We start from the raw sequence: 25,936 nt of genomic DNA, 5'->3' as shown, positions 1-25,936 counted from the left end.
GGCCCATGGTCCAGGATGACGAAACGAGGAACAACGAGTGGCTTCGCTCAAGGAACTCAAGGGCCGCATCAACTCGGTCAAATCGACCCAGAAGATCACCAAGGCCAAGCAGATGGTCGCCGCGGCCAAGCTGCGCAAGGCGCAGGCCGCCGCGGAGTCCGCGCGTCCCTACGCCGCGCGTCTGGCCGAGGTGATGGGCTCGCTCGCGAGCAAGATCACAGTCAGCGAGAACAGCCCCCGGCTGCTCGCCGGCACCGGTAGCGACAAGGTGCACCTGCTCGTCGTCGCGAACTCGGACAAGGGCCTTTGCGGCGCGTTCAACTCGAACATCGTCAAGGCCGCCCGCGTCAAGGCAAAGGAACTGGAAGCCCAGGGCAAGACCGTCCTGTTCTATCTGGTGGGTCGCAAGGGCCGTGCGCCGCTGCGCCGCGAATTCCCGAAGCAGATCGCACACCTGTTCGATACCACGGACGTACGCGATCCCGGTTTCGACGAAGCCGAGCGCATCGCCAACGAACTGGTCGCCCTCTATGAGGCCGGCAAGTTCGACGTGGCGCACCTGTTCTACTCGAAGTTCCGCTCGGCGCTCGTTCAGGAACCGACCGACCAGCAGATCATCCCCGTTCCCGCTCCCAAGGCCGTCGTTGCGACCGCCGGCGCGGATGCGGTGACCGAGTATGAGCCGGAGGAGGAAGAGATCCTCGACGCGCTGCTGCCGCGCTACCTGCGCACACAGCTCTTCGGCGCCCTGCTGGAAAACGCCGCGTCGGAACAGGGCGCGTCGATGACCGCCATGGACAACGCGACGCGCAATGCGGGCGACCTGATCAAGAAGCTGACCATCCAGTACAACCGCAGCCGTCAGGCCGCGATCACGACTGAACTCGTTGAAATTATCGCGGGCGCGGAAGCGCTCTAAGACATCGCAGGCAAGGAAACCAAAATGGCCACCGCCCCCGTGCTAAACCAAACCGCCACCGGCAAGATCAGCCAGATCATTGGCGCCGTCGTCGACGTCACCTTCGAAGGTGAGCTGCCGGCAATTCTCTCCGCGCTGGAAACCAGCAACAACGGCCAGAAGCTGGTCCTTGAAGTTGCCCAGCACCTTGGCGAGAATACCGTCCGCACCATCGCCATGGACGGCACCGACGGCCTGACCCGCGGTCAGGACGTGATCAGCACCGGCGCCCAGATCTCGGTGCCGGTCGGCCCGAAGACCCTCGGCCGCATCATGAACGTCGTCGGCGATCCGATCGACGAGCGTGGCCCCGTCGGTTCGGACATGTTCGCCCCGATCCACGCCGAAGCCCCGCCGTTCGTCGACCAGTCGACCGAAGCGGCGATCCTGGTCACCGGCATCAAGGTCATCGACCTTCTCGCGCCTTACGCCAAGGGCGGCAAGATCGGCCTGTTCGGCGGCGCCGGCGTGGGCAAGACGGTTCTCATTCAGGAACTGATCAACAACATCGCCAAGGGCCACGGCGGCGTCTCGGTCTTCGCGGGCGTCGGTGAACGTACCCGTGAAGGTAACGACCTTTACCACGAGTTCCTCGACGCCGGCGTTATCGCCAAGGACGCCGAAGGCAACGCCACCTCGGAAGGTTCCAAGGTTGCCCTCGTGTTCGGCCAGATGAACGAGCCCCCGGGCGCCCGTGCCCGCGTCGCTCTCTCGGGCCTGACCATGGCCGAGTACTTCCGCGACCAGGAAGGCCAGGACGTCCTGTTCTTCGTCGACAACATCTTCCGCTTCACCCAGGCAGGCGCGGAAGTGTCGGCTCTGCTCGGCCGTATTCCTTCGGCAGTGGGCTATCAGCCGACCCTCGCCACCGACATGGGCCAGTTGCAGGAACGCATCACCTCGACCACCAAGGGTTCGATCACCTCGGTCCAGGCGATCTACGTCCCTGCGGACGACCTTACCGACCCGGCTCCGGCTGCATCGTTCGCTCACCTTGACGCGACGACCACGCTGAACCGCGCCATCTCGGAACTGGGTATCTACCCGGCCGTCGACCCGCTCGACTCGACCTCGCGCGTTCTTGAGCCCCGCGTCGTCGGCGCCGAGCACTACGAGACCGCCCGCAAGGTTCAGGAAACCCTGCAGAAGTACAAGTCGCTTCAGGACATCATCGCGATCCTGGGCATGGACGAGCTTTCGGAAGAAGATAAGCTCACCGTCGCCCGCGCCCGCAAGATCCAGAAGTTCCTTTCGCAGCCGTTCCACGTCGCGGAAGTCTTCACCGGCATCTCGGGCAAGTTCGTCCAGCTCGAAGACACCGTGAAGTCGTTCAAGGCCGTCGTCGAAGGCGAATACGATCACCTTCCCGAAGCAGCCTTCTACATGGTCGGCGGCATCGAGGAAGCGGTCGCCAAGGCCAAGAAGCTGGCCGAAGAGGCGTAATCAGTCATGGCACTGCACTTCGAACTCGTCACGCCGGCCAAGCTCGTCCGCTCGGAAGACGTCCACATGGTGGTCGTCCCCGGCACCGAAGGCGAGTTCGGCGTGCTGGAGGGTCATGCACCCTTCATGTCGACGATCGCCGATGGCGCGCTCAAGGTCTACAAGACCGAGAACGCCGCACCGGAAGAGATCCGCATCACCGGCGGTTTCGCCGAAGTGGGCGACAAGGGCCTGACCGTGCTCGCGGAGCACGTCGGGGTCTGATCTACCGTCCGGTTGGACGATACTGAAAGCGCCGGACCGCACATCGCGGTTCGCGCTTTGTCGTTTTACGGCCCTGCTTCGCCCTTTCGATCGTCAGGCAGGCCGGTTGCGAAGGACGATCCAGGGAACACTGTAACCGTCGAAGTCGAGCCGCTCGTTGCGGCGCATGAACGGAGGCATGTGGTCTCCGACGATGAGAAAATCGGTAGGAGGCAGCGCCGGGTCCATCGCCAGCGCCGAAATGGCTTCCGCGATGTCGTGATGCGCCTGGAACAGGCGGCACTGAAGCAGCGACGCATGAGCGAGCGGCGCCGCACCATCCTCGCAGCCGGCCAGCCCCGGTGTCGCCCCTGCAAGCACGGGAATGTGGGAATTGAGGGTCACCCAATAGATGAACTGCGGCCGACTTGCCGACTTGAGCCGCTGGCCGATCTGAGCCGCGATATCCACGTCGCAGGCGCCGGGCCACATCCCGCCACATTTGCGGGCGCCGCCACGAACCAGGTCCGGCGCGAATTCGGTTCGGGCGAACCCTGCTCGCGGCCACCACGCCCTCCTGTCGAAGAAGCCGCCATCGAAGGCATGGATCGCGAGAGTGTCGTATCCGGCTTTTGAATAGCGACGGGGCAGGCAATCCGCATGAGCGAAATCGAACCCGTCGAAATTCGCGAATGCGCCGCAAAGCTCCCTTATCTCCCCATTGGTAGTCGAGCCGAAGTAGGCAACCTTGCCGCTTGCCACTTCGTACCTGCCACGCCACGCTGGCCGATCCCAGTCTGCAGCGAACAGCCGCTTCCCTTCCTCGAACGTCGGAATGCCGAGCGCTTCCACGACGATCACCACGAGATGCCGTCTGGCCAGGCCGGGTTGAGCCACGCCGCCACTCTCGACACCGGATGCGAAAGGCGTCCCTTCCGGCGGCAGTCCCTTGTAGGTATTACTGGTGGCGACGGTCGCGACGGCATCGATCTGCATCATGCCGAGGATGGCGCAGATCGCAAAATCCAGTGCGACGGCCTGGCGAAATGCTGGACCCGCCCCGCCCCGCGAACGGCCAGTGCAAGGGCTGCGCAAAGAATGACGAGACCGGCAAGATATTCCGCCGACGCCAGCGGCTTGGCATTCTTCAGGAATTCCGAGGCGGCATCGATGCGCATCGCTTCGAGGTTGAACGAGTTCACGATATATTCGAACGTGATCCCGAGCCCGAGCACGGCCACCGCCATCCGGCGAAGCAGGAGCGAGCGCATCTGCGAGAAAGCGAGCCCGAGCAGGCCGGCAACGAAGATCGGACGACCCATCGGCGGCCCGCCGATCGGCCACATCACGATCACGATGATGTTCGGCAGCAGCAGCCAGTAAAGGCACCAGCGCCAAGGCCATTGATGAGCCGGAATTCTCATTGCAATCTCGATTTTCCGCCCCGTGCTCTTCTGACAGACTACCTAGGTTTCAATCGGTGAAACTTTGCTTAATTCAAGGTTGACGCTTCCGGGTCGGTGCGTGGAAATCGGCGGGCTTCCCCGCTATCCATCGCAGGAAGCGCGCGATGGCCGGGTCTCGTGAGAGGGCTGCGGGATCGGCCGGCAGGCGTGCAAGTTCGGGATTGCTGAAGGTCGCATGGATCGTGCGGTGGCATATCGGGTGGAGCGGCACGGTTTCTCGCCCGCCTCGGCTTCGCGGGATCGGATGATGCCACTCCGTCCTGCGGCCCAGCGGCCGTTGGCACAGCCAGCAAACCAAACCCTGCACCGCGCCAGCCTGAGACATTTTGCGCCTTTCGCCACCCTTTGCACCGATGCGGCAACCTGCCGCCATTAGGAAGTTATCAAAGTTTCAACCTTAATCCTTCGCTTATCGCGGGACATCGCGCCGGACGAGAGCCGGGGCGTTGAAAGGGTTGACGAGACAATGACGGCATTCGGGCGGCGTAATGGCATCGGCGGCATGGGTCAGGGCGCCCGGCCGGCATTCGGCGTGGCCAAGCCGCTGAAAGGGGGCGCCGAGAAAGCGCCGATGCCCGGCAACGTGCCGATGCCTGGCGGCGAACCGTTCCCGCCGGTACCGGGGATGGACGCCCCCTCGCCCGCGAATTCCCGCGATGACGCCATGTCTCGCCTGGCCGACCGCGCCAATGCGGTTCACGACACCCAGTCCGACCAGAACGGTTTCGAAGCTTCCATCCACAAGATCAAGGAGCAGGTGCTTCCCCGCCTGCTCGAACGCGTCGACCCCGAGGCGGCCGCCACGCTGACCAAGGATGAGCTGTCCGAGGAATTTCGCCCGATCATCATCGAGGTGCTGGCCGAGCTCAAGATCACCTTCAACCGCCGCGAGCAGTTCGCGCTGGAGAAAGTGCTGATTGACGAACTGCTTGGCTTCGGCCCGCTGGAAGAGCTGCTGAACGACCCCGACGTGTCGGACATCATGGTCAACGGCCCGAACCAGACCTACATCGAGAAAAAGGGCAAGCTCCAGCTCGCGTCGACCAAGTTCCGCGACGAACAGCACTTGTTCCAGATCGCCCAGCGCATCGTCAATCAGGTCGGCCGCCGCGTCGACCAGACCACCCCGCTGGCCGACGCCCGCCTCAAGGACGGCAGCCGCGTCAACGTGATCGTGCCGCCGCTCAGCTTGCGCGGCACCGCGATCTCCATCCGTAAGTTCTCCGAGAAGCCGATCACCATCGACATGCTCAAGGACTTCGGATCGATGAGCGAGAAGATGGCCACCGCCCTCAAGATCGCCGGCGCCTGCCGCATGAACATCGTCATCTCCGGCGGTACGGGTTCGGGCAAGACGACGATGCTGAACGCCCTGTCCAAGATGATCGACCCGGGCGAGCGCGTGCTGACCATCGAGGACGCCGCCGAACTTCGCCTGCAACAGCCCCACTGGCTGCCGCTGGAAACACGCCCGCCGAACCTCGAAGGCCAGGGCGCGATCACCATCGGCGACCTTGTGAAGAACGCCCTGCGTATGCGGCCTGACCGCATCATCCTCGGCGAAATCCGCGGCGCCGAGTGCTTCGACCTGCTCGCTGCGATGAACACCGGCCACGACGGTTCGATGTGCACGCTCCACGCCAACTCCCCGCGCGAATGCCTTGGCCGTATGGAAAACATGATCCTGATGGGCGACATCAAGATCCCCAAGGAAGCCATCAGCCGCCAGATCGCCGAGTCGGTGGACATCATCGTGCAGGTAAAGCGCCTGCGCGACGGTTCGCGCCGCACCACCAACATCACCGAAGTGATCGGCATGGAAGGCGATGTCATCGTCACGCAGGAACTCTTCAAGTTCGAGTATCTGGACGAGACCGACGACGGCAAGATCATCGGCGAATTCCGCCCCTCGGGCCTGCGTCCCTATACGCTCGAGAAGGCCCGCCAGTTCGGCTTCGACCAGGCCTACCTCGAAGCCTGCCTCTGACATCTGGTTGATACCGGACCGGGTACGAAACCCGCCGCATCGCCTTCGCTGCGGCCCGGCGGGCAGGCGGCACATCCGCGCCAGGCCGCGGCCGCAGCCGCAGCCGATAGGCAGTCTCGCGCGTCATCCCCACGCGGCGCGCGCGCAGCGGGTTTCCGGCAGCGCCCCGAGAACGCCGCCTGCCGCGCGGGCGTCCAGCCATCGGCACGGGATCGCGGCCGGACAGGCACTAAGGCCGGTACACGGACATGGCAGGCACGGCGTCCCTTACGGGCGCGGCGGCGGCGAGAAGGGGTGTTCTTGATCCCCGAACATAGGACAGCTTTGCCTGCAGCAGGAAAGCGCTCCCTTCGATGGGCTAAACATCGCGATGATCGCTTGCCCCGCGCGGCTACACGAGAGCGGGGCGCTTCCGTTCTACCCGGCGAACCAGTCCCGTCCGGCCACGCCGAGCAGCAGGACGGCCAGCATCAGCGCGAAGAAGAACACCGTGGTCCACGGCATGAAGCCCACGCGGTCGAGATCGCGGCGCTTCATCCGGCGGCGGTCGCCGATCCAGGCGATGACCGCGAACAGCGCGGCGACACCGCCCACGGCGGCCATGATCTTGTCGGAATCGTTCATGGAGCGCCCTTGCCTACTTCCGCGAGGAAGTTAAAGCCCGGCCGGTGAACGCCGCCCCATCCCGTCAGGATCGCCCCCTTCTCGCACTTGGCTTGCGGCTGATGGCGATGGTCATGCTCTCAACGATGTTCATGCTCGTCAAGCTGGCCGGTCGCCACGGCGTATCTGCAGCCGAGATGGTGTTCTGGCGGCAGGCCATGTCAGTGCCGCTCATCGCCGGGTGGCTGCTGGCGACCGGCCGGATCGGCCAGTTGAAGACCCGCCGGGTCTCCTCCCATGCCTTCAGGGCGACCTCGGGCACGCTCGGCCTCGTCTGCAACGTCACCGCCGCCATGCTGCTGCCTCTGCCGGTGGGCACGACACTCGGCTTCACGGCGCCGCTCTTCGCCGTGCTCATCACCGCGATCGTCGTGCGCGACAAAGTGGGGCCATGGCGATGGCTGGCGGTCGTCCTCGGTTTCGCGGGAGTTCTCGTCATCACCCGGCCCGGCGGGGAAACCGGGGCGCTTCCTCTCGCAGGATTGGCCGCCGGGCTCGGCGCCGGAGTGATCGTCGCCGTGGTCAGCTTCCAGATCCGCGACCTCGCACGGACAGAGGCACCCATCGCCTGCGTGTTCTGGTTCGCCTTCTTCGGTTCGCTTTTCGCAGCCGTGCTTCTGCCGTTCTACGGTCAGTCCCACGAGCCCCGCGTCTGGATGCTGCTCGTGGCGGTAGGGCTGGCGGGCACCCTTGCCCAGCTCCTCATCACCGCAGCACTTCGCCATGGAGCGGTGGCCACCGTCGTGGTCATGGACTATACCGCGCTGATCTGGGCGACGGCCTATGGCTACACCATCTTCGGCGACCTACCGCCTGCCTCCACCTGGCTCGGCGCGCCTCTCATCATCGCCGCCGGGCTCATCATCACCTGGCGCGAACACTATCTTTCGAAGCGAATTTCGCCGACCTCGTCGCTGGACGAAAGCGCGATCGAGGAAACCGTGCCTACCGCAAGGTGATTGGCGGGAACCGCACGCACGGCCACGAGTTGCGTCCTTCGATCCCGGCAGAAAACGCCGGGACCTCCAGGAAAAGGAAACCGACAATGGTCAAGAAACTCGTTCTCGCGCTTGTCGCCGGAGGCATCGTCTTCTCCGCAGCAGCCTGCAACACCGTGAAGGGCGCTGGCCAGGACATCGAATCGGTCGGCAAGGCCGGGGATGACGCCATCAACCGCTGACAAGGCTGACTGCAGACCCCTTCCCCTCGCAATCCCTATGGATTAGCGCCGAAAGGCGGCGACCATTTCGCTCGCCGCTACAGGAAGGATTACGCAGTCATGATCAGGAAAGCGGTTCTGGCGCTGGCGGTATCGGGCCTCGTGCTCGGCGCGGCGGCCTGCAATACCGTGCGCGGCGTCGGACAGGATCTCGAATCTGCCGCGAATTCGGTGGATCGCGAAACCTGAAACGGCTGCGGCGCGAAATGGATGGTCCATTTCGCGCTGCAGCCTTCGGTTCTCTCGCGCCGTGAAGCAGGAGCCCTTGTTCTTATGCCTGCCCGCCCTCAGCTATCGGTGATGTGATCCGCCACCATCGAGCGCGCACGCTGCCACAGGATCAGGCGGCTCACTACCACCATGCCCAGCACGAAACCCAGCATGGCATCGGTCATGAGCAGAGCGTTGGCGGCATGAGGATCACCCTGAACGCCCATTCCGCCCGGCAGGATCAGCCGCCGCACGGCGAACACCGCGAGCACGAGCACTAGCGCCAGCGGTGATTGGCGCATCATGACGCGGGCCTCGTCGCCCTCCCCCTCGACATGAAGGCGCATGAGGCGCGAGCGCTGCATGCCGATGCCGCCGCCGACCGCAAAGCCGGCAAGCAGCGCCAGCCAGCCCAGAATGCTCGGCGGCATGCCGTAGAGCGCGAGGGATACCGCCGCCGAAACGATCAGCGGCGCGACCCAAAGGAGGGGAAGACGGAGCGGCCTCGCCTTTTCGAGGCTGCGGAAACGCCAGGCCATTACCCCGACGAAAATCAGCAACGGCAACCAGGCCGCAAACCCGCTTCCCCCCATATCGTCAACTTCCCCCGATCTCGCTGAGCGAGGGCGTTGCCGGCACACCCGGCTGGCCCTGCCATACGAGCACAGGCTTGCGCGCCGCGAGCGTTTCGTCAAGCCGGCGGCGCGGTGCGAAGTGCGGTGCGCTGTGCAGGCTCTGGTCGCCGTCCTTGGCGCGCTGGGCAAGACTGCGCAGCGAACCGATGAAGCGGTCGAGCCCGGCCTTGCTCTCGGTCTCGGTCGGCTCGACCAGCATCGCGCCCTTCACCACCAGCGGGAAGTAGACCGTCATCGGGTGGAAGCCCTCGTCGATAAGGCCCTTGGCGATGTCGAGCGTGGAGAAGCCCTCTGCCAGACCGGCGTCGCTGAACAGCGCCTCGTGCATGCACGGGCCGCTCCTGGCGAAAGGTGCCGGCAGCAGGTCCTCGCACGAACGCAGGACGTAGTTGGCGTTGAGCACCGCATCCTCGGCAACCTGGCGCAGACCGTCCGCGCCGTGGCTGAGGATATAGGTCAGCGCGCGGGTGAACATGCCCATCTGGCCGTGGAAAGCGACCATGCGGCCGAACGCCTGCGCATGGCCCTCGCCCGCGTTCTCCTCCTCGACGAGGTGGACACGGCCATCATCACCGCGCGTGACAAAGGGCAGCGGCGCGAAAGGCGCCAGCGCTTCGGACAGCACCACCGGCCCTGCACCCGGTCCGCCGCCGCCGTGCGGGGTGGAGAAGGTCTTGTGCAGGTTGATGTGCATGGCATCGACGCCGAGGTCGCCGGGGCGCACCTTGCCGACGATGGCGTTGAAGTTCGCGCCGTCGCAATAGACGTAGCCGCCCGCCGCATGAACAGCATCGCCGATCGCCTTCATCTCCGGCTCGAACAGGCCGCAGGTGTTGGGATTGGTAATCATCACGCCCGCGACGTTCGGTCCCAGCTTCGCCTTGAGCGCATCGAGATCGACGCGGCCTTCGGGGGTCGCCGGGATCGACTGGACCTTGAAGCCGGCGAACGCAGCGGTCGCCGGGTTGGTGCCATGGGCGCTCTCCGGCACCAGCACGACGTCGCGCGTCTCGCCCCGCGCATCGAGCGCGGCGCGGATGCAGAGCAGCCCGCAAAGCTCGCCGTGGGCACCGGCCTTCGGGCTCATCGCCACCGAGGCCATGCCGGTCAGCGTGATGAGCCAGTCCGCCAGTTGCTCGATAACCTCAAGCGCACCTTCGACCGACTTCTGCGGCTGGAGCGGATGGACATCGGAGAAGCCCGGCAGGCGGGCCATCTTCTCGTTGAGCCGCGGGTTGTGCTTCATCGTGCACGAACCGAGCGGGAACGGCCCGAGGTCGATGGCGTAGTTCTGGCGCGAGAGGCGCGTGTAGTGGCGCACCGTCTCCGGCTCGGTCAGGCCCGGCAGGGCCGGCGCGGCCTTGCGCAGGAACCGGGAAAGCCCCGCTGCCGGTGCACGGGCGGGCGTGTCGAGATCGACCCCGCACTTGCCTTCGGCGCCGAGTTCGAAGCTCAGTGCCTCCTCCAGCATCAGGCCATAATCACCTGACGACGTTACGAATTTCTCGCCGGAATCGCCCGTCTCACCCATGGACGGACGCCAGCCCGCTGCGTTTACCGCGCTCATGCCAGCACTCCTTCCAGTTCCTTGGCGAAGGTCTCGATATCCTCGTCCGTGACGGTTTCCGTCGCAGTGACGAGCAGGCCGTTATGCAGTTCGCTCGCCTCGGGGAACAGGCGCCCGAGCGACACGCCGCCCAGCACCTTGCGGTCCGCCAGTTCACGCACGACTTCGCGCGCATCGCGCGGCAGGACCAGCGTGACTTCGTTGAAATAGGCATCATTCAGCAGCGTCACGCCGGGAACAGTGGTAAGCCGTTCGACGAGCGCCTGGGTGCAATCGTGATTGACAGCAGCGAGCCGGGCCAGTCCATCACCGCCCAGAAGCGTGAGATGAATACTGAAAGCCAGAGCACAAAGCCCTGAATTCGTGCAGATATTGCTCGTGGCCTTTTCGCGGCGGATATGCTGCTCGCGGGTAGAGAGCGTCAGCACGAAGCCTCGCTTGCCCTCAGCATCCACGGTCTGCCCGCAAAGACGGCCCGGCATCTGGCGCACGAACTTCTCGCGGCAGCCGAACAGGCCGAGGTAAGGCCCGCCGAACTGGAGACCCACGCCCAGCGACTGGCCCTCGCCCACGACGATATCCGCACCCAGCACGCCGGGCGCCTCGATCATGCCGAGCGCAACCGGCTCGGTGACGACCGCCACCAGGAGCGCCCCCTTGGCATGGGCTGCCTCGGCGATCGCAGCGAGATCGGGGATGCGCCCGAGGATGTCAGGGTACTGGACGACGACGCAGGAGGTCTTGTCGTCGATCGCCGCGATCACCGCCGCGTCGTCCGCCTCTGCCACCAGTTCGGGCGAGAGGGAGACGATGTCGTCCTCGGTGAACTTCGCCATGGTGCGCACCACTTCGCCGTAATGCGGGTGCAGGCCGCCCGAGAGCACGGCGCGATCCTTACGGGTGACGCGCGCAGCCATCAGGATCGCCTCCCAGCACGCGGTCGAACCGTCATACATCGAGGCATTGGCGATGTCGGTGCCGAACAGGCGCGCCACCTGGGTCTGGAACTCGAACAGCACCTGAAGCGTGCCTTGCGCGATTTCCGGCTGGTAAGGAGTGTAGGCGGTGAGGAACTCGCCGCGCTGGATCAGGTGATCGACCGAGGCCGGAACATGGTGGCGATAGGCACCGGCGCCGAGGAAGAACGGGGCCGAACCGGCCGAGAGGTTCTTCGCCGCAAGCGCGGACATGTGCCGTTCGACGGCCATTTCACTGGCGCGGAGCGGCAGCCCCGCGATGGGGCCGGAAAGCCGGGCCTCGGCGGGCACGTCGACGAACAGGTCGTCCACCGTGTCGGCACCGATGACGCCGAGCATCTCGGCGCGATCGGCGGGGGTCAGGGGCAGGTAGCGCAAGCGGCGATACTCCGTATTTCTATATTTGGATCAGAGGCTTTCGACGTACTTCTGATACGCGGCCTCATCCATGAGCGCGTCGAGTTCCGAAGCGTCCGAGAGGGTGATGCGGAACAGCCAGCCGCCCACTTCGGCGTCGGTGTTGACCAGTTCCGGCTCATCGGTCAGCGCGGCGTTAGCTTCGGCAATCGTGCCCGAAACCGGGGTGTAGACGTCCGAGGCGGCCTTTACCGAATCCACCACGGCAACGGAATCGCCCTTGCCGAACGCAGCGCCAGCTTCGGGCAGTTCCACGAAGGTGATGTCGCCAAGCTGGCCCTGTGCGTAATCGGTGATGCCGACGGTGCCGAGATCGCCCTCGACTTCAAGCCACTCGTGTTCCTGCGAGAAATAACGGGTCATGGGTAGTTTCCTCAGCGGTGATAGCGATTGGGGACGAAGGGCATGGCTGCGACTGTTGCGTCGAGCTTCTTGCCCCGGATTTCGATCGAAAGGGCCGTGCCGTCAGCGGCCACTGCCGCATCGACATAGGCCATGGCGACGGGATGCTGGAGCGAAGGCGAGAAACCGCCCGAAGTTACCACTCCAACCTCCTGTTCTCCATGGAAAACCTTGACGCCTTCACGCGCCGCCTGCCGGCCTTCGAGCTTGAGGCCGATGCGCTTCTGCGCGGTGCCTTGCGCAAAGTCGCGCTGGACGCGCTCGGCACCGGGGAAGCCGCCTTCGAGGCGGCGGCGCTTGTTGATGCCGAAAGCAAGGCCGGCTTCGACCGGGCCGCGTTCCGGGTCCATGTCATGGCCATAGAGCGGCAGGCCGGCTTCGAGGCGCAGCGAATCGCGCGCACCAAGGCCGATCGGCTTCACTTCCGGCTCTCCGCACAGCAGCTCGGCGATCATCGCGGCGGATTCGCCGGGGATCGCGATCTCGAACCCGTCTTCGCCGGTGTAGCCCGAGCGGCTGATCCAGGCATCGACGCCGCCCAGCTTGAACGCGCCGCCCTTCATGAAGGTCAATGCGGAAACCCCGGGCACCAGACGCTCAAGCGCTTCCGCGGCCTTGGGGCCCTGGAGCGCCAGCAGGGCGCTGTCATCAAGGTGATTGAGAGTGACGTCGTCCGGTAGCAGTTCGCGCAGCGTGCCGATATCGTCCCACTTGGTCGCGCCGTTCACGACGAGGTAGAACCCGGTTTCCCAGCGCGTGACCATGAGGTCATCGAGGATGCCGCCGTTCTCGTCGAGCAGCAGCGAATAGCGCACCGAACCGGTCTTCAGGGTCGACAGATCGATGGGAAGCGCCGTTTCGAGCGCCGCTTCCACGCCTTCGCCGGAGATGTAGAGCTGGCCCATGTGGCTGACGTCGAACAGCCCGGCGCTCTCGCGGGTCCAGAGATGCTCGGCCATGATGCCCTCGTACTGGACGGGCATGATGTAACCGGCGAATTCGACCATGCGGCCGCCACGCTCACGGTGCCAGCCGTCAAGCGGCAGCAGCAGCGGCGCCGGGGGTGCTTCTTCCTGATCGGAATCGGAAATCGGATATTCGCTCAAGACATGACTCCGCACAGTTCGGTACACCATTTCAGGTGCCCCCTCTGTCACGGAAACCTGAGAGCTTCCCTCGACCCGCCCCTGAGGACAAACCCGAAGTTACACCGTCGGCGGCCTCTGCCCGATGAGGGCAGCGACACTTTCCAGAGTCTCGCTATCGACGCTGCGCGGTCCTTTTGCCTGAGAGATTCCGGGGCGGTTGCTCCTTCGGCGCCTGCTTCTTCGCAAATGCGAATCGGCAGGTCTCTCCCGCGCTGTCAGCGATATTTGGTCACTTGGTTGAGCGCCGCGCGCAAGTCAACGCAATCGCGCCGCACTGCATCACAATTTCCACCAGTAGTCGGAATAACCGGCTCAGGACTGCTGCCCGCGCAGGATATCGGCCATGGAATCGTGCTCGTGGACGAACGTTCCGGGCGCCTGCTCACCGCTGAGCGCGAGGATGACTTGCGCCAGCCGCACTGCCGCGATCGAGCGGAACCGGCGCAGTCTTGCATGAAACACCAGCAGGTCCGCGATCGGCGCAACCACCTGCCCGGCTTTCTCCAGCGGCCGATCCTCTTCGCGCCGACCGCGCAGCAGGCCCGGTTGGAGGATATCCAGCCGCGCGAAACCGAGCTTGCCGAGCGCGGCCTCGACCTCGCCCTTGGTACGCAGATAGAGGTTGGAACTTTCGGCATCCGCGCCCACCGAGGAAACTAGGATCATGCGGTGGATACCGGCCCCGCGGGCGGCGGCGGCGGCTTCCAGCACGAGATCGTGGTCTACCGCGCGAAAGGCTTCGTCGCTACCGGCCGCCTTGCGCGTGGTGCCCAGTGCGCAGACGAACACGTCCGCATGGGCTGCGGCGATCAGCACCGGCCAGTTGGCGGTTTCTCCCAAGAGGATTTCCAGCCGCGCGCCATCCGGCAGCGGCACCTCACGCCGGGCGACACCGATGATACGCACCTCAGGCCGCCGGACGCTCTCCTCGATGACCGCCGAGCCCACCAGTCCGCTGGCGCCGACGAGGCAGATCCGCCGCGCCGCCGAAATCGCATCAGACATTGCGCAGCCCTTCCGGGGTGCTGCCGTAGATCTGGGCATGGCACGAGATGGCATAGCGGTCAGTCATGCCCGCGATATAATCGGCGATGTGGCGGCTGCGGGCAGGTTCGTGGCGCGGCAGGCCGTCGATCCAGCTCTCCTCCATCAGCACCGGCTCCTGCGAGTAGGCAGAATAGAGCTCCGCCAGCAGCGCACGGGCGCGACGGGCGGTTTCAAGCTGCTCGGGATGATAGTAGAGCTTCTCGTACATGAAGCGCTTGAACTCGCGCTCCCCCTCCTCGACCTCGCTCGAAAACGCGACGAGTTGGCGGCCCGCGGCGCGCACCTCGTCCACGCTCTCGATGCCGACTAGCCGCTGCTGCGTTTCGGCCAGCAGATCGTTGACCATGAAGCCGATCTGGCTGCGGATCAGCTCGGCGAGTTGGCGATCGCGCGGCACGCCCGGATAGCGGCGCTCCACCTCGTTCCAGCGCGGCACGATAAAGGGGTGGGCCAACAGTTCGTCGAGATCGAGGAAGCCTGCGCGCAGCCCGTCGTCGATATCGTGGTTGTCATAGGCGATATCGTCCGATAGGGCCGCGACTTGCGCTTCGAGCGATGCGTAAGTGCCCAGTTCGAGGCCGTAGGCCGCGTCCAGCTCTGCCAGCGCCCAGTTCGGTTCGGTGACCGGCCCGTTGTGCTTGGCAAGGCCTTCGAGCGTTTCCCAGGTCAGGTTCAGCCCGTCATGCTCGCAATAGGGGCTTTCGATCCGCATCAGCGTGCGCAGGCAATTGGCGTTGTGGTCGAACCCGCCCGCCTTGTGGAGCGCCGCGTCGAGCGCTTCCTCACCGGCATGGCCGAAGGGGGGATGGCCGATATCGTGGGCCAGCGCGAGCGCTTCGGTCAGGTCCTCGTCTAGACCGAGGATACGGGCGATCACGCGGGCGACTTGCGCCACTTCGAGGCTATGCGTCAGGCGCACCCGGTAGTGATCGCCGTCTGGCGCGATGAAGACCTGGGTCTTGTAGCGCAGGCGGCGGAACGCAATCGAATGCACGATCCGGTCCCGGTCGCGCTGGTAGGGGCTGCGCTGACCGCGCGGCAGGCCCGTGTCCATGGGAAACTCTCGGCCACGCGAACGGGCCGGATCGGAGGCGTAAGGTGCAAGGGTCAAGCTGAAATCTTTCCCGGAGCAGGCTTGCTCGCCCGTCCCCCTTACCGAGCAAGCCCTGTCTTGCACAAGGCCGCCGACGAAGTGGTCACGAGGATGACCTTGCGGTCATCGACCAGCTCCACCGCGCGGATCCAGGCGCCGATGGTGGGCTTGTCACCCTGAAGGTTCTGCAGCCGGACGAGCTGCGGCAGGCTGAGCCGCTTGACCATGCGCCGGGTCATGCAGCTAGCCACCCGGTCCGACAGGCCTGCTTCCACCAGAGCGCCATGCAGGCGCCAGCCGGCGTAGAGATGCACACCGCCCACGAGTACGACGAGGAGACCGACGAGCAGCAGGATTCGCTTGAAGATGCGCAGCATGGCGGGCCGTATAGAGCCCCTCGATCAGTCCGCCAGCGCTTTCACGATATCCTCTACCATCTTCTTCGCATCGGCGAGGAGCATCATGGTCTGGTCCATGTAGAACACGTCGTTGTCGACCCCGGCATAGCCCTGCCCGCCCATCGAACGCTTGATGAAAAAGATCGTCTTCGCCTTCTCCACGTCGAACACAGGCATGCCGTAGATCGGCGACGCCTTGTCGGTCTTCGCGGCGGGGTTCACCACGTCGTTGGCACCGATGATGAAGGCCACGTCGCGACTGGGCGAATTCGCCGTTGATGTCCTCCAGCTCGAACACTTCGTCATAAGGCACGTTCGCCTCGGCCAGCAGCACGTTCATGTGCCCCGGCATCCGGCCAGCCACCGGGTGGATCGCGTATTTCACGCCGACGCCGTGGGACTTGAGCTGGTCCGCCATCTCGCGAACGACGTGCTGGGCCTGCGCCACCGCCATGCCGTAGCCGGGAATGATGATGACGTTCTCCGCCTCCTTCATCAGGAAGGCAGCATCCTCGGCGGAACCGCGCTTCCAGGGGCGATCCGTTGCCGCGGCGCTGCCGGTCGTGCCCGCCTCCGCGCCGAAACCTCCGGCGATCACCGAGATGAAGCTGCGGTTCATCGCCTTGCACATGATGTAGCTGAGGATCGCGCCTGAAGAGCCCACGAGCGCGCCGGTCACGATCATCGCGGTGTTGTGGAGCGTGAAACCCATCGCCGCCGCCGCCCAGCCCGAGTAGGAGTTGAGCATCGATACGACGACCGGCATGTCCGCACCGCCGATCGGGATGATCAGCAGGAAGCCGATGGCGAAGCTGAGCAGGACGATCGCCCAGAACAGCGCCGGCGTGTCCCGGTGAAACAGGGCGACGAGAACGGCGATCCCCACCAGCGCCGCAAGATTGATGACGTGGCGGCCGGGCAGCAGGATCGGCGCCCCGCCCATGTTGCCGTTGAGCTTCGCGAAGGCGATCACCGAACCGGAGAACGTCACCGCGCCGATGGCGACGCCGAGCCCCATCTCGATCCGGCTGGCTGCCAGGATATCGAGCCCGCCGGGTGCGAGAATGCCGAACGCCGCCGGGTTGTAATAGGCGGCGATCCCCACGAGCACGGCGGCAAGCCCGACCAGCGAGTGGAATGCGGCGACAAGCTGCGGCATCGCCGTCATCTGGATCTTGCGGGCGGTGGTGAGCCCGATCACCGCGCCGATGGCGATGGCGACAAGGATTTCACCCATGGACGCCAGGTCGATAGAGGAAGTGTCGTAACGGGGAAGGCCGGGCCCGGTTGCAAGGTCGATCCGCGGGACATGCGTTGCCAGCGTCGTCACCACGGCGATCGCCATGCCGATCATGCCATAGCGGTTGCCCCTGCGGCTCGTGGCCGGGGAAGACAGTCCGCGCAGCGCCAGGATAAAGCAGATGCCGGCGATGAGGTAAGCCACCGCCACCCACGGATTCACGGCATGAGGCTCCATCACTTCGCCTCCTTCGATATCGGCCTGCCCGCCGCCGGCTTGTCCTTTTTCCGGTACATCGCCAGCATCCGCGCGGTGACCGCGAAGCCTCCGAAGATATTGATGCTTGCCAGCACCACCGCCCCCAGCCCCAGCCATTTCGCCAGCGGCGAGCCCTGCGCCGCGCTGGCCACCAATGCGCCCACGACGATAACCGAGGAAATGGCGTTGGTAACGGCCATCAGCGGCGTGTGCAGGGCCGGTGTCACGGACCAGACGACGTAATAGCCCACGAAGCAGGCCAGCACGAAGATCGACAGGATCGAGATGAAGTCCATGAGCACCCTAACCTTTTCGGCGCCCTGCGAGGCGCCTCGTTCCGCGCCTTTTCAGCCGAGCAGCCGTTCGTGAACCACTTTCCCGCCTTGCGTCAGGCGGATGGCATTGCCGATTTCCTCGTCGAGAACCGGCTTGCCCAGTTCCTTGTCCCAGAAGGCCGAAACGAAGTTGAGCAGATTCCGCGCGAAGAGGGCGGAAGCATCTGCCGGCAGTTGCGCGGGGGTATTGGCGTAACCCACGATCCTGACGCCGTGCCGCTCCACCACCTGATCGGCCACGCAGCCTTCGACATTGCCGCCCTGCGGCGCCGCGAGGTCGAAGATCACGCTTCCGGGTTTCATGGTGGCGATCTGCGCGTCGGAGATCAGGCGCGGCGCCGTCCTGCCGGGAATCAGCGCGGTGGTGATGACGATATCCTGCTTCGCAAGGTGCCCGGAGACCAGTTCCGCCTGCGCAAGCTGGTATTCCTCGGTCATTTCCGTTGCGTAGCCGCCCGAGCCCTCCCCCTCGATACCGCGCACGTTTTTCCACGAAGATCGGCTTAGCGCCCAGCGAGAGGATCTGCTCCCGCGTGGCCGAGCGAACGTCGGTTGCGGAAACCTGCGCGCCAAGGCGGCGGGCGGTGGCGATGGCCTGAAGCCCGGCAACGCCCACCCCCATGATGAAGGCCTTGGCGGCGCTGACCTGCCGGCCGCCGTCATCATCATCGGGAAGGCCCGGCCATAGAGGTTCGCGGCGACCAGCACGGCCTTGTAGCCGGCGAGGTTGGACTGCGAGGACAGGATATCCATCGACTGCGCGCGCGTGATGCGCGGCATGAACTCCATCGCCAGCGCTTCCAGCCCGGCGGCGGCATAGGCATCGATCCGGGGGCGCTGCCCCGATGGATCAAGCGCGCCGACCACCCATGCCCCCGGCTTCACGCCCGCCAGCAGCGCGGGATCGGGGCCCTGAACGCCGAAGACGATGTCCGCACCGGCCGCAGCCTGCTCCGCCGGGCCGAGTTCGGCCCCTGCGGCGACATAGTCTGCATCGGCAATGCTGGCGGCGAGGCCGGCCCCGGCCTCGACCGCCACTTGGGCGCCCAGCGCGGTGAGCTTCCGTACCGTTTCGGGCGTTGCCGAAACGCGCGTTTCGCCGGACGCCCGTTCCCGAAGAACGGCGATCCGCGTGCCTGCCGCCACGCTCAGGCGGAAATCAGGCTGACGACGAATGCCACGATAAGGATGACGATGCCCGTGCTCCAGGTAGCGGCCTTGACGAAGCCGTTGTAGGTCGCGGTGGCGGCCTTCATGTCGTTGCCTGAAGCCATGAACTGGTATCCCCTGTGATTATTGCCGTTTGATCCATTATGTTTAGACGTCGCAGCGGCCGGGCTCAAGCCCGAACCCCGCCAAATCGGCCCGGAACGGCGGCAAATGCTTCGGTTAACGGCAGGGCGAACCAGAAATGCCTTCACGGTTTCTCTGCGACGAACCGAATTGAGCCTTAATTTCGTCTTTACTGGTTTGCCCTAATTCGGGACTGAGATACCTAGGAGGCGACACGGCGGGCGGAAAATGGCGGAACAAGAACAGCGCCTCTTCATGCTGATCGACGACGAACCCGCGCAAAGCCGCCTGATTTCGGCACTGGCGGCGCGCGAGGGCTGGCGCACGGTCATCGCACGCGATTCGGAAACCGCGATCGCCACGCTCGGCACGCGCCAGGGCATGCAGCTTTCGGCCATCATCCTCGACCAGTGGGTGCCCGGTGACGATGCCTGCGCCCTGATCGCCGAACTCAAATCCCGCCGCCCGGCCCTGCCGATCCTGATGCTCACCGCTTCCACCTCTCCGCTGCTGGCGGTCGAAGCGATGCGCGCGGGCGCGACCGACTATCTGGTGAAGCCCGTTGCGCCGGACCGGCTGATGCACGCGCTGCGAACCGCCACCACGCGCGAGGCGCCGAGCGACGAACTCGCCCCGCTGACCGAGAAGATGCCCTCCAATCCCGACTTCGAGTCGATGATCGGTGCCGCTCCCAACTTCCGCAAGGCGCTCGCCGTAGCCGCCAAGGCGCGCGCGGGCACGGCCCGGTGCTGATCGAGGGCGAGACCGGCTCCGGCAAGGAAATGCTGATACGGGCGATGCACGCCGCCAGCCCCCGCTCGAAGGCGCCGCTGCGGATCGTCAATATCGGCGGGCTTCCGGCCAATTCCATCGAATCCGCCCTGTTCGGCCACGAAAAGGGCGCCTTTCCCGGCGCGTTCGACCGGCAGGTGGGCGCGCTCCAGCATTGCGACGGCGCCACGCTTGCGCTGGACGAGATAGATCGGCTGCCGCTCAGCGTGCAGGAACGGCTGCTGGAATCGATCCGCAAGAGCGACGTGCGCCCGATCGGCGCGCGCCACTCCTTTCGCATCGACGTGCGCCTGATCGCGGCCAGCAACCTGCCGCTTCAGGACCTGGTGACCGAAGGCCATTTCCTGCCGGAACTGCTTGAGGCGCTGTCTCCCACCAAGGTCAGCCTGCCGCCGCTGCGCGAACGCACCGGCGACATTGCCGCCCTCGCCCGGTTCTTCCTCGCGCGGATCGGCGAACAGCCGGGGCTGCGTGCGCTGGGCATCACCGATGGCGCGCTCTCGCTGCTGGCGGCTTACGACTGGCCGGGCAATGTCCGCCAGCTTCAGGCAGTCCTGTTCCGCGCCGCCGTCTTCTGCGACGGAGATGCGCTGACCTCGCAGGACTTCCCACAGCTTACGAACATTCTGGGCACAGGTTTATCCACAAGCCCCAGCAGCCCCATGCACGAAAGCTCCGGGGTGATGCTCTACACGGCCGACGGCAACCTGCGCCCGCTCGACGAGATCGAGGCCGACGTCATCCGGCTCGCCATCGGCCTCTATCGCGGACGGATGACCGAAGTGGCGAGGCGGCTGGGGATCGGCAGGTCCACCCTCTATCGCAAGCTCGGCGAACTCGGCATCGACAACGCCGCCTGAACGCGGCCGTGCCGGCAAACCGCTGACGGCTGCCGGCACGGTATTGATCGGTGAACGCTCCGACCTTGCGGCCAAAGCCCGTGACTCAAGCCCGGATCACAGATTCTCGAAATAGACGTTCGGCACGCGGTAGCCGCGCTTGCTCATGTACTTCACGTACTTCCCGCGTTCGCTGTGCAGTTCGGTCGCGTATTCCTCCCAGGCATCGCGGCGATCCTCGATGTCGGTGGAGTGGCGCAAATCGCTGGCGAGCTCCTTCTGGCTCTCGTTCACGTTGATGCGATAATCGTACCACTTGCTGTTCTGGACGCCGCCGATGGGATTCTGGAAGATCAGGGCCTCTTCCTGGCGGGCGACGGATTCCTCGTACATGATCGGCTGAACGGCGAAAGCGGCTACAGGAATGGCGACGGCCGGAACCGCAGCGAGCGCCACGAGGCGATTACGAAGGTTCTTGGTCTGGTTCATGGGACTTCTCCCTTTCGCTTGGACGCAGGCACTATTGCCCGCGTTTGAAAGGGAAACGAACGCCGACGCAATTATAGTCCCGCGTCCGGGACGAAACGGGCCGTAGACGGGACATTTCGGTGAAGTCCCCCGCCATGCGTGCGCTGGTCGACACAGCGCCTGGCCGTGTTCATCGGGCAGCAATCGCAGGTTCATCGCACGTCCATGTTTGTCGCGGGATTTTAAGCGGATACGGCGCGTTCCGCGCTACCGGAAATGCGGAAAAGTCATCGCCGATCACGCGAACCGGCGCCGGGGCGGCTGCGTTGAACGGTCATCAAGGAGATGATCGCAATGCAGGATTTCAAGGACAAGGCCGGTATCGTGACAGGCGCCGCTTCGGGCATCGGCGCAGCAGTGGCGCGTGAACTCGTCGCTCAGGGCGGCCGCGTGGTAATCGCCGATTTCGACGAGGACGCCGCCCGCGCCCTTTCCGACGAACTGGGCGCGCAAAGCACCGCCGTATTCAGGCTGGACGTGGCGGACCCTGCCGCCAACGAAGCGCTCGTCGCCTTTACCCTGGGCAGCTTCGACCGGCTTGATTTTGCCGTGAACAATGCGGGTATCGGCGCGCCCGCTGCCAAGCTTGCCGACATTCCGCTGAATTCCTGGTCGCGCGTGATCGACGTCGATCTCAACAGCGTATTCTATGCCATGAAGTACCAGATCCCGGCGATGACGGCGCGCGGCGGCGCGATCGTGAACATGGCCTCCATCCTTGGCGCGGTGGGCTGGGCCGGATCGACCGCTTACGTGACCGCCAAGCACGCCCTGCTCGGCATGACCAAGGTTGCCGCGCTCGACTATGCCGACGCCGGAGTGCGGATCAACGCGGTCGGGCCGGGCTTCGTGTCCACGCCCGCGCTCGAAAAGAACATGACCGAGCAGGCCATCGCCGAACTGGCGGGCAAGCACGCGCTGGGCCGGCTGGCACGGCCCGAGGAAATCGCGGCGGTGACGGCGTTTCTCCTGTCCGACCGCGCCTCCTTCGTGACAGGCACCTACTATCCGGTGGACGGAGGATATCTGGCGGTCTGACCGCGCTTTCAGGGAAGCTGCGCGAAGTCGGTCAGAGCCGCATCGCGCAGCCCCCGCCAGACCCGCGCGGCCTGAACCGTCTCCGCCACGTCGTGGACGCGGATGAGATGCGAGCCCGCCTCCATCGCCTTCAGCGCCAGCGTGACCGAACCGCCGAGCCGCTGGTGCGCGGGCGCCTCGTTCGAAAGCGCGCCGATCATGCGCTTGCGGCTGGCACCGACGAACAGCGGCTGGCCCAGCGCGTGGAACAGCGCGAGCCCGTTCATCAGCGCAAGGTTTTCGGCCAGCGTCTTGCCGAAACCCACGCCCGGATCGAGCAGGATGTTCTCGGGGGCGACACCCGCGGCCACGGCCCGGTCGCGGCAGGCGGCCAGCCAGTCGAACACGTCGAGCACGACATCGGCGTAGTCGCCGTTGGAATGCAGGTCCTCGCCGTCGCCGGGCGCGTGCATCAGCACCACCGGCACGCCCGAGGCCGCCGCCAGTTCCAGGCTGCGCGGATCGTAGCGCAGGGCGGACACGTCGTTGATGATATGCGCGCCGGCCTTCAGCGAAGCCTCCATGACGGCGGGTCTGCGGGTATCGACGCTGATCGCCGCTCCCATCGCGGCGAGCCGCTCGACCATCGGCACCACGCGCCTGATCTCATCGCCTTCCCAAACCGCACCGGCACCGGGGCGGGTGGATTCACCGCCGATGTCCACCATCGCCGCCCCCGCTTCCAGCATGACGGCGGCATGGACGGATGCCACTTGCGCATCGTCGAGGAAGGCTCCTCCATCCGAGAAGCTGTCAGGCGTCATGTTGAGGATACCGGCGATCTGCGGCTGTTCGAGCCGGATCGTGCGCACTCCGCCGCCCTTGAGCGGAAGTTGAAGCGGCGCATGGACCTTGCGCAAGTTGGCCCACTGGATCTCGGCGCTGGCGCCGAGTTCGGCGGGAAGCCCCGCCAGCGCCGCGGCAGCCTGCTCAGCCCCGAAGCGCGTGCGCGAAAGAACCCTGCCGTTCTCCCGCACGATCAGGGCGAACCGGCTCGCCCAGGCCATCGAACCGCCAAGGCGGATGGCCTCTCCCTCCTCGCTCTGGGGGCTGTCGGCAAAGGCGATCGGGCGAATGTAAACGGTGCGGGTCATGGTCGCCTCTTAGCCTGGGCGCGGGCGGCGCAGAACAGGTTTTGAGGAAGTCCCCATCACCTCTCGCTAATCGTTTATCCGAAACAAGCGCCCATATGGAGGAGCGCGCCGGAGGGCCGGAACGGCGCAGACCGCTCCGGATACCCTGCCTTGCCGCCTATGCGGCCTTATGGCCTCAAGGTTCGGTTGCGAGAATGTAGAGCTGGCGGATCGCGTCGATCGGCTTGACCTGGCCTTCATGTTCCAGATGCCAGAAGGTCCAGCCATTGCACGAGGCGCGCCCTGGAGTTCCTTGCCGAGGCCGTGGATCGAACCGTTCAGCTTGTCACAGGCCAGCGATCCGTCGGCACGGACGATGGCTTCGAAGCGGCCCTTCTTGTCGGTGAGCCGGGTGCCGGGCTTGATCCAGCCGGTCTCGATCAGGGTGCCGAAGGCAACCTTGGGCGCGCTGCGCTTGGACTGCATGGTCTTGAGCGAGCGTTCGTCGAGCGGCAGCGCCATCTCGATGCGTTCGAGAGCGGCCTCGCGGTAATCGCTCTCACGCTCGCAGCCGATCCACTCGCGGCCGAGGCGCTTGGCGACGGCGCCGGTGGTGCCGGTGCCGAAGAACGGGTCAAGCACGACATCGCCCTCGTTGGTGGTGGCCAGCATCACGCGGTAGAGCAGCGCTTCGGGCTTCTGCGTCGGGTGAACCTTGCGTCCGCCCTTCTTCAGGCGCTCGGCGCCGTTGCAGATCGGCAGGACCCAGTCCGAACGCATCTGCAGTTCGTCGTTGAGGGTCTTCATCGCGCGGTAGTTGAAGGTATACTTCGACTTTTCGCCCATCGACGCCCAGATCAGCGTTTCATGCGCATTGGTGAAGCGGGTCCCCTTGAAGTTCGGCATCGGGTTGGCCTTGCGCCAGATGATGTCGTTGAGGATCCAGAACCCCATGTCCTGCATGATCGCGCCGAGGCGGAAGACGTTATGGTACGAACCGATCACCCACAGCGAACCGTCGGGCTTGAGCACGCGGCGCGCCTCGGTCAGCCAGTCACGCGTGAACTGGTCGTAGACGGCGAAGCTGGAAAACTTGTCCCAGTCGTTGGTGACGGCATCGACGTGGCTGCCGTCGGGGCGCGAAAGGTCGCCGCCGAGCTGGAGATTGTACGGCGGGTCCGCGAAGACCATGTCAACGCTGGCGTCGGGGATCGTGCGCATCGCTTCGATGCAGTCGCCCGGGATGATCTGGCCAAGCGGCAGAAGTTCCTTCGGCGTAGGCGCCGGCGCGGCTGCGCGGATCTTCTGCTTGACGAGTATCTGGCCCATGTTTGCTCCGGGAATTTGAACTGTGGATTGACGCCCTAGTGAGTCTTTCGAGACTCGCCGTCAACCCGCGACTCGTGGGATTCCCTTGTGATTCAGGTGTTCAGCAAACAGAACAAAACGAATCCGACACAAGATGTCGAGTCATGATCGATCCGGCAGACTCTAGATGTGGGGGTTGTGACTCCCCGGACTCACCGCGAAAAATTTGTCCCGGCGCGGGTTTTCGGGCGGCGGCGCGCAGATGCGGAGGAACGCGCCGGAGGCGGCCTGCGAACGACTGAATCTTGTTCGGCAGGCACTGCCGCGGACAGGTTCAATTCACCCCGCGCCGATAATTCGAAGCCATGCCGGATTCAGAATCCGGCGCCTTAAAATCCGGCACCTCAAAACCCGGCAAGGCCGCAATCGATGCCCGTCATCTGCACGCTGACTTCCCAGAGCCTTCGCGCAGCGGCGCCGTCGCGTGCGGAGGCATTGCGCTTCGCTACGCCCGAAGGACCGGACATGCCTCCAAACCGCCGGGGCCCGAAGTATTGACCCGCCCCGGCATCCGGGTCCGTCGCCGCCTGGAGCGTTGGCCAGGCGCCTTCCTCCGCCGTGTTGAGCACGATGCCCGCAACCGGGAACAGCAGCCGGAACCCCAGCGAATGGCGCCCCAGTTCGGTCTCGGCGATGCCGGGATGGCAGGCCATTGCGCGCACCGGAGAACCGGCGGCGCGTAACCTGCGGTCCAGTTCCAGGAGATGGAGAAGGTTCGCCAGCTTGCTGTCGCCATAACGCTGCCGCGCCTTGTAGCTCCGGTGTGCGTCGAGGTCGTCCCAGTCGATCCGCCCCCGCATGTGCGCGAGGCTGGCGGTAATCACCACGCGCGCGCCGGGCGCTTCCGACAATTTGGGAAGCAGCAGCCCGGTCAGCGCGAAAGGAGCAAGGTGGTTCACCCCGAACTGCAGTTCGTGCCCCTGCACCGTGCGTTCGAGCGGCGGCACCATGACGCCGGCATTGTTCACCAGCACATCGAGGCGCGGCTCGTCGCGTGCGACTTGCTCGGCACACTCGCGCACGCTGAACAGGTCGGCCTGGTCCAGCGGCACGAAGGCGAGGTTGGCGCCGGGCAGTTCCATGCGGATGCGTTCCATCGCGTCCCGCGCCCTCTCCTCGCTGCGGCAGGCGAGCAGCACCCGGGCGCCGCGCGCCGCCAGAACCCGGGTGGTCTCGAAGCCGAGGCCAGTGTTGGCGCCGGTGACGAGGAAGCATTTGCCGGCCTGCCCCGGAACGTCGGCAGCGGTGAAGCCCGTCACG

At 65.3% G+C, this 25,936-nt stretch carries 25 protein-coding genes, 4 pseudogenes and 2 riboswitches; of the genes and pseudogenes, 9 read left to right on the top strand and 20 right to left on the bottom strand.

Annotated elements, in window-relative coordinates; all coding sequences use genetic code 11:
• Positions 1 to 37: 37 nt before the first annotated feature.
• From ADT71_RS26085 to ADT71_RS26075, 3 genes are read left to right on the top strand one after another with little or no spacing between them, the layout of a single operon-like run.
• On the top strand, positions 38 to 919 hold the full coding sequence (locus tag ADT71_RS26085; protein WP_054441613.1) for a F0F1 ATP synthase subunit gamma: 882 nt from the start codon (positions 38 to 40) through the stop codon (positions 917 to 919).
• Positions 920 to 943: 24 nt separating this feature from the next.
• A complete protein-coding gene (gene atpD / locus ADT71_RS26080; RefSeq protein ID WP_054441611.1) occupies positions 944 to 2,401 on the top strand; it encodes a F0F1 ATP synthase subunit beta in 1,458 nt (485 codons plus the stop codon).
• Between the two features lie 6 nt (positions 2,402 to 2,407).
• The gene (locus tag ADT71_RS26075; RefSeq protein WP_054441608.1) at positions 2,408 to 2,665 is read left to right on the top strand and encodes an ATP synthase F1 subunit epsilon; all 258 of its coding nucleotides are present in this window, start codon (positions 2,408 to 2,410) and stop codon (positions 2,663 to 2,665) included.
• Positions 2,666 to 2,758: 93 nt separating this feature from the next.
• Here ADT71_RS26075 and ADT71_RS26070 read toward each other — a convergent pair whose 3' ends face one another.
• The 3 genes from ADT71_RS26070 to ADT71_RS34520 form a co-directional block, all read right to left on the bottom strand.
• Positions 2,759 to 3,643 carry a sulfatase-like hydrolase/transferase gene (locus ADT71_RS26070; RefSeq protein WP_054441607.1) on the bottom strand — a complete coding sequence of 295 codons (885 nt, stop codon included), beginning with the start codon at positions 3,641 to 3,643 and terminating at the stop codon, positions 2,759 to 2,761.
• Positions 3,640 to 4,068, bottom strand: a complete 429-nt coding sequence (locus tag ADT71_RS26065; protein ID WP_054441605.1) for a hypothetical protein — start codon at positions 4,066 to 4,068, stop codon at positions 3,640 to 3,642. Before ADT71_RS26065 ends, ADT71_RS26070 begins: the two co-directional genes overlap by 4 nt.
• A 73-nt stretch (positions 4,069 to 4,141) precedes the next feature.
• Positions 4,142 to 4,435, bottom strand: a complete 294-nt coding sequence (locus ADT71_RS34520; RefSeq protein ID WP_082370573.1) for an HNH endonuclease — start codon at positions 4,433 to 4,435, stop codon at positions 4,142 to 4,144.
• A gap of 141 nt (positions 4,436 to 4,576) precedes the next feature.
• On the opposite strand from ADT71_RS34520, the gene ADT71_RS26060 reads away from it, so the two are divergent.
• Complete coding sequence (locus ADT71_RS26060) at positions 4,577 to 6,097, top strand: CpaF family protein (RefSeq protein WP_082370564.1); 1,521 nt, start codon at positions 4,577 to 4,579, stop codon at positions 6,095 to 6,097.
• Between the two features lie 417 nt (positions 6,098 to 6,514).
• On the opposite strand, the gene ADT71_RS26055 is transcribed toward ADT71_RS26060, so the two are convergent.
• Positions 6,515 to 6,721: a hypothetical protein gene (locus tag ADT71_RS26055; RefSeq protein ID WP_054441604.1), complete on the bottom strand. Its 207-nt coding sequence runs from the start codon at positions 6,719 to 6,721 to the stop codon at positions 6,515 to 6,517.
• Between the two features lie 101 nt (positions 6,722 to 6,822).
• Between ADT71_RS26055 and ADT71_RS26050 the strand changes: the two genes are divergently transcribed.
• The 3 genes from ADT71_RS26050 (at position 6,823) to ADT71_RS30795 (ending at position 8,168) form a co-directional block, all read left to right on the top strand.
• A complete protein-coding gene (locus tag ADT71_RS26050) occupies positions 6,823 to 7,719 on the top strand; it encodes a DMT family transporter (RefSeq protein WP_054441602.1) in 897 nt (298 codons plus the stop codon).
• Between the two features lie 86 nt (positions 7,720 to 7,805).
• Positions 7,806 to 7,940, top strand: coding sequence for an entericidin A/B family lipoprotein (locus tag ADT71_RS26045; protein ID WP_054441740.1), 135 nt, complete (start codon positions 7,806 to 7,808; stop codon positions 7,938 to 7,940).
• A 99-nt stretch (positions 7,941 to 8,039) separates the two neighbouring features.
• Positions 8,040 to 8,168 carry an entericidin A/B family lipoprotein gene (locus tag ADT71_RS30795; RefSeq protein WP_082370563.1) on the top strand — a complete coding sequence of 43 codons (129 nt, stop codon included), beginning with the start codon at positions 8,040 to 8,042 and terminating at the stop codon, positions 8,166 to 8,168.
• A 98-nt stretch (positions 8,169 to 8,266) separates the two neighbouring features.
• Here the strand turns inward: ADT71_RS30795 and ADT71_RS26040 are convergent, their stop codons facing one another.
• The 12 genes and pseudogenes from ADT71_RS26040 to ADT71_RS30790 all read right to left on the bottom strand — a co-directional run bounded on the left by ADT71_RS26040 (position 8,267) and on the right by ADT71_RS30790 (position 18,980).
• Positions 8,267 to 8,728, bottom strand: a complete 462-nt coding sequence (locus ADT71_RS26040) for a DUF1453 domain-containing protein (RefSeq protein WP_231636203.1) — start codon at positions 8,726 to 8,728, stop codon at positions 8,267 to 8,269.
• Positions 8,729 to 8,786: 58 nt separating this feature from the next.
• The gene (gene gcvPB / locus ADT71_RS26035) at positions 8,787 to 10,391 is read right to left on the bottom strand and encodes an aminomethyl-transferring glycine dehydrogenase subunit GcvPB (protein ID WP_054441598.1); all 1,605 of its coding nucleotides are present in this window, start codon (positions 10,389 to 10,391) and stop codon (positions 8,787 to 8,789) included.
• Entirely contained in the window at positions 10,388 to 11,746 is a 1,359-nt protein-coding gene (gcvPA, locus tag ADT71_RS26030; protein ID WP_054441597.1) for an aminomethyl-transferring glycine dehydrogenase subunit GcvPA, read from the bottom strand. Before gcvPA ends, gcvPB begins: the two co-directional genes overlap by 4 nt.
• A gap of 30 nt (positions 11,747 to 11,776) precedes the next feature.
• Positions 11,777 to 12,148, bottom strand: a complete 372-nt coding sequence (gene gcvH / locus ADT71_RS26025; protein WP_054441594.1) for a glycine cleavage system protein GcvH — start codon at positions 12,146 to 12,148, stop codon at positions 11,777 to 11,779.
• A gap of 11 nt (positions 12,149 to 12,159) precedes the next feature.
• Positions 12,160 to 13,293, bottom strand: coding sequence for a glycine cleavage system aminomethyltransferase GcvT (gene gcvT, locus ADT71_RS26020; protein WP_231636202.1), 1,134 nt, complete (start codon positions 13,291 to 13,293; stop codon positions 12,160 to 12,162).
• A 34-nt stretch (positions 13,294 to 13,327) separates the two neighbouring features.
• Positions 13,328 to 13,450, bottom strand: a riboswitch (glycine riboswitch).
• A 1-nt stretch (position 13,451) separates the two neighbouring features.
• Positions 13,452 to 13,555, bottom strand: a riboswitch (glycine riboswitch).
• A 92-nt stretch (positions 13,556 to 13,647) separates the two neighbouring features.
• Positions 13,648 to 14,340, bottom strand: a complete 693-nt coding sequence (locus ADT71_RS26015) for an NAD(P)H-binding protein (protein WP_054441592.1) — start codon at positions 14,338 to 14,340, stop codon at positions 13,648 to 13,650.
• Positions 14,333 to 15,493: a deoxyguanosinetriphosphate triphosphohydrolase gene (locus ADT71_RS26010; RefSeq protein ID WP_054441590.1), complete on the bottom strand. Its 1,161-nt coding sequence runs from the start codon at positions 15,491 to 15,493 to the stop codon at positions 14,333 to 14,335. The genes ADT71_RS26015 and ADT71_RS26010 overlap by 8 nt, the downstream gene beginning before the upstream one ends.
• Positions 15,494 to 15,534: 41 nt before the next feature.
• Entirely contained in the window at positions 15,535 to 15,852 is a 318-nt protein-coding gene (locus ADT71_RS26005; protein ID WP_054441588.1) for a hypothetical protein, read from the bottom strand.
• A 24-nt stretch (positions 15,853 to 15,876) separates the two neighbouring features.
• Positions 15,877 to 17,350 (bottom strand): annotated as a pseudogene (locus tag ADT71_RS26000) (NAD(P)(+) transhydrogenase (Re/Si-specific) subunit beta).
• Positions 17,350 to 17,667: an NAD(P) transhydrogenase subunit alpha gene (locus ADT71_RS25995; protein WP_054441587.1), complete on the bottom strand. Its 318-nt coding sequence runs from the start codon at positions 17,665 to 17,667 to the stop codon at positions 17,350 to 17,352. Before ADT71_RS25995 ends, ADT71_RS26000 begins: the two are co-directional and overlap by 1 nt.
• A gap of 51 nt (positions 17,668 to 17,718) precedes the next feature.
• Positions 17,719 to 18,852 (bottom strand): annotated as a pseudogene (locus ADT71_RS25990) (NAD(P) transhydrogenase subunit alpha).
• A 2-nt stretch (positions 18,853 to 18,854) separates the two neighbouring features.
• A complete protein-coding gene (locus ADT71_RS30790; protein ID WP_082370561.1) occupies positions 18,855 to 18,980 on the bottom strand; it encodes an aa3-type cytochrome c oxidase subunit IV in 126 nt (41 codons plus the stop codon).
• A 247-nt stretch (positions 18,981 to 19,227) separates the two neighbouring features.
• Between ADT71_RS30790 and ADT71_RS25985 the strand changes: the two are divergent.
• A pseudogene (locus ADT71_RS25985) lies at positions 19,228 to 20,651 on the top strand (sigma-54-dependent transcriptional regulator).
• A 96-nt stretch (positions 20,652 to 20,747) separates the two neighbouring features.
• Here ADT71_RS25985 and ADT71_RS25980 read toward each other — a convergent pair.
• The gene (locus ADT71_RS25980; RefSeq protein WP_054441585.1) at positions 20,748 to 21,119 is read right to left on the bottom strand and encodes a hypothetical protein; all 372 of its coding nucleotides are present in this window, start codon (positions 21,117 to 21,119) and stop codon (positions 20,748 to 20,750) included.
• A 333-nt stretch (positions 21,120 to 21,452) separates the two neighbouring features.
• On the opposite strand from ADT71_RS25980, the gene ADT71_RS25975 reads away from it, so the two are divergent.
• Positions 21,453 to 22,196 carry an SDR family NAD(P)-dependent oxidoreductase gene (locus ADT71_RS25975; RefSeq protein WP_054441738.1) on the top strand — a complete coding sequence of 248 codons (744 nt, stop codon included), beginning with the start codon at positions 21,453 to 21,455 and terminating at the stop codon, positions 22,194 to 22,196.
• 8 nt (positions 22,197 to 22,204) lie between these two features.
• Here the strand turns inward: ADT71_RS25975 and folP are convergent, their stop codons facing one another.
• From folP to ADT71_RS25960, 3 genes and pseudogenes are all read right to left on the bottom strand, one after another.
• On the bottom strand, positions 22,205 to 23,329 hold the full coding sequence (gene folP / locus ADT71_RS25970; protein ID WP_054441583.1) for a dihydropteroate synthase: 1,125 nt from the start codon (positions 23,327 to 23,329) through the stop codon (positions 22,205 to 22,207).
• 175 nt (positions 23,330 to 23,504) lie between these two features.
• Positions 23,505 to 24,637 (bottom strand): annotated as a pseudogene (locus tag ADT71_RS25965) (site-specific DNA-methyltransferase).
• 383 nt (positions 24,638 to 25,020) lie between these two features.
• Entirely contained in the window at positions 25,021 to 25,935 is a 915-nt protein-coding gene (locus tag ADT71_RS25960; RefSeq protein ID WP_054441579.1) for an oxidoreductase, read from the bottom strand.
• Position 25,936 lies beyond the last annotated feature (1 nt).

The organism is Novosphingobium sp. ST904, assembly GCF_001298105.1.
Lineage (GTDB): Bacteria > Pseudomonadota > Alphaproteobacteria > Sphingomonadales > Sphingomonadaceae > Novosphingobium.
The sequence above is the reverse complement of the archived record's forward strand: the minus strand, read 5'-3'. Positions and strand labels throughout refer to the sequence as shown.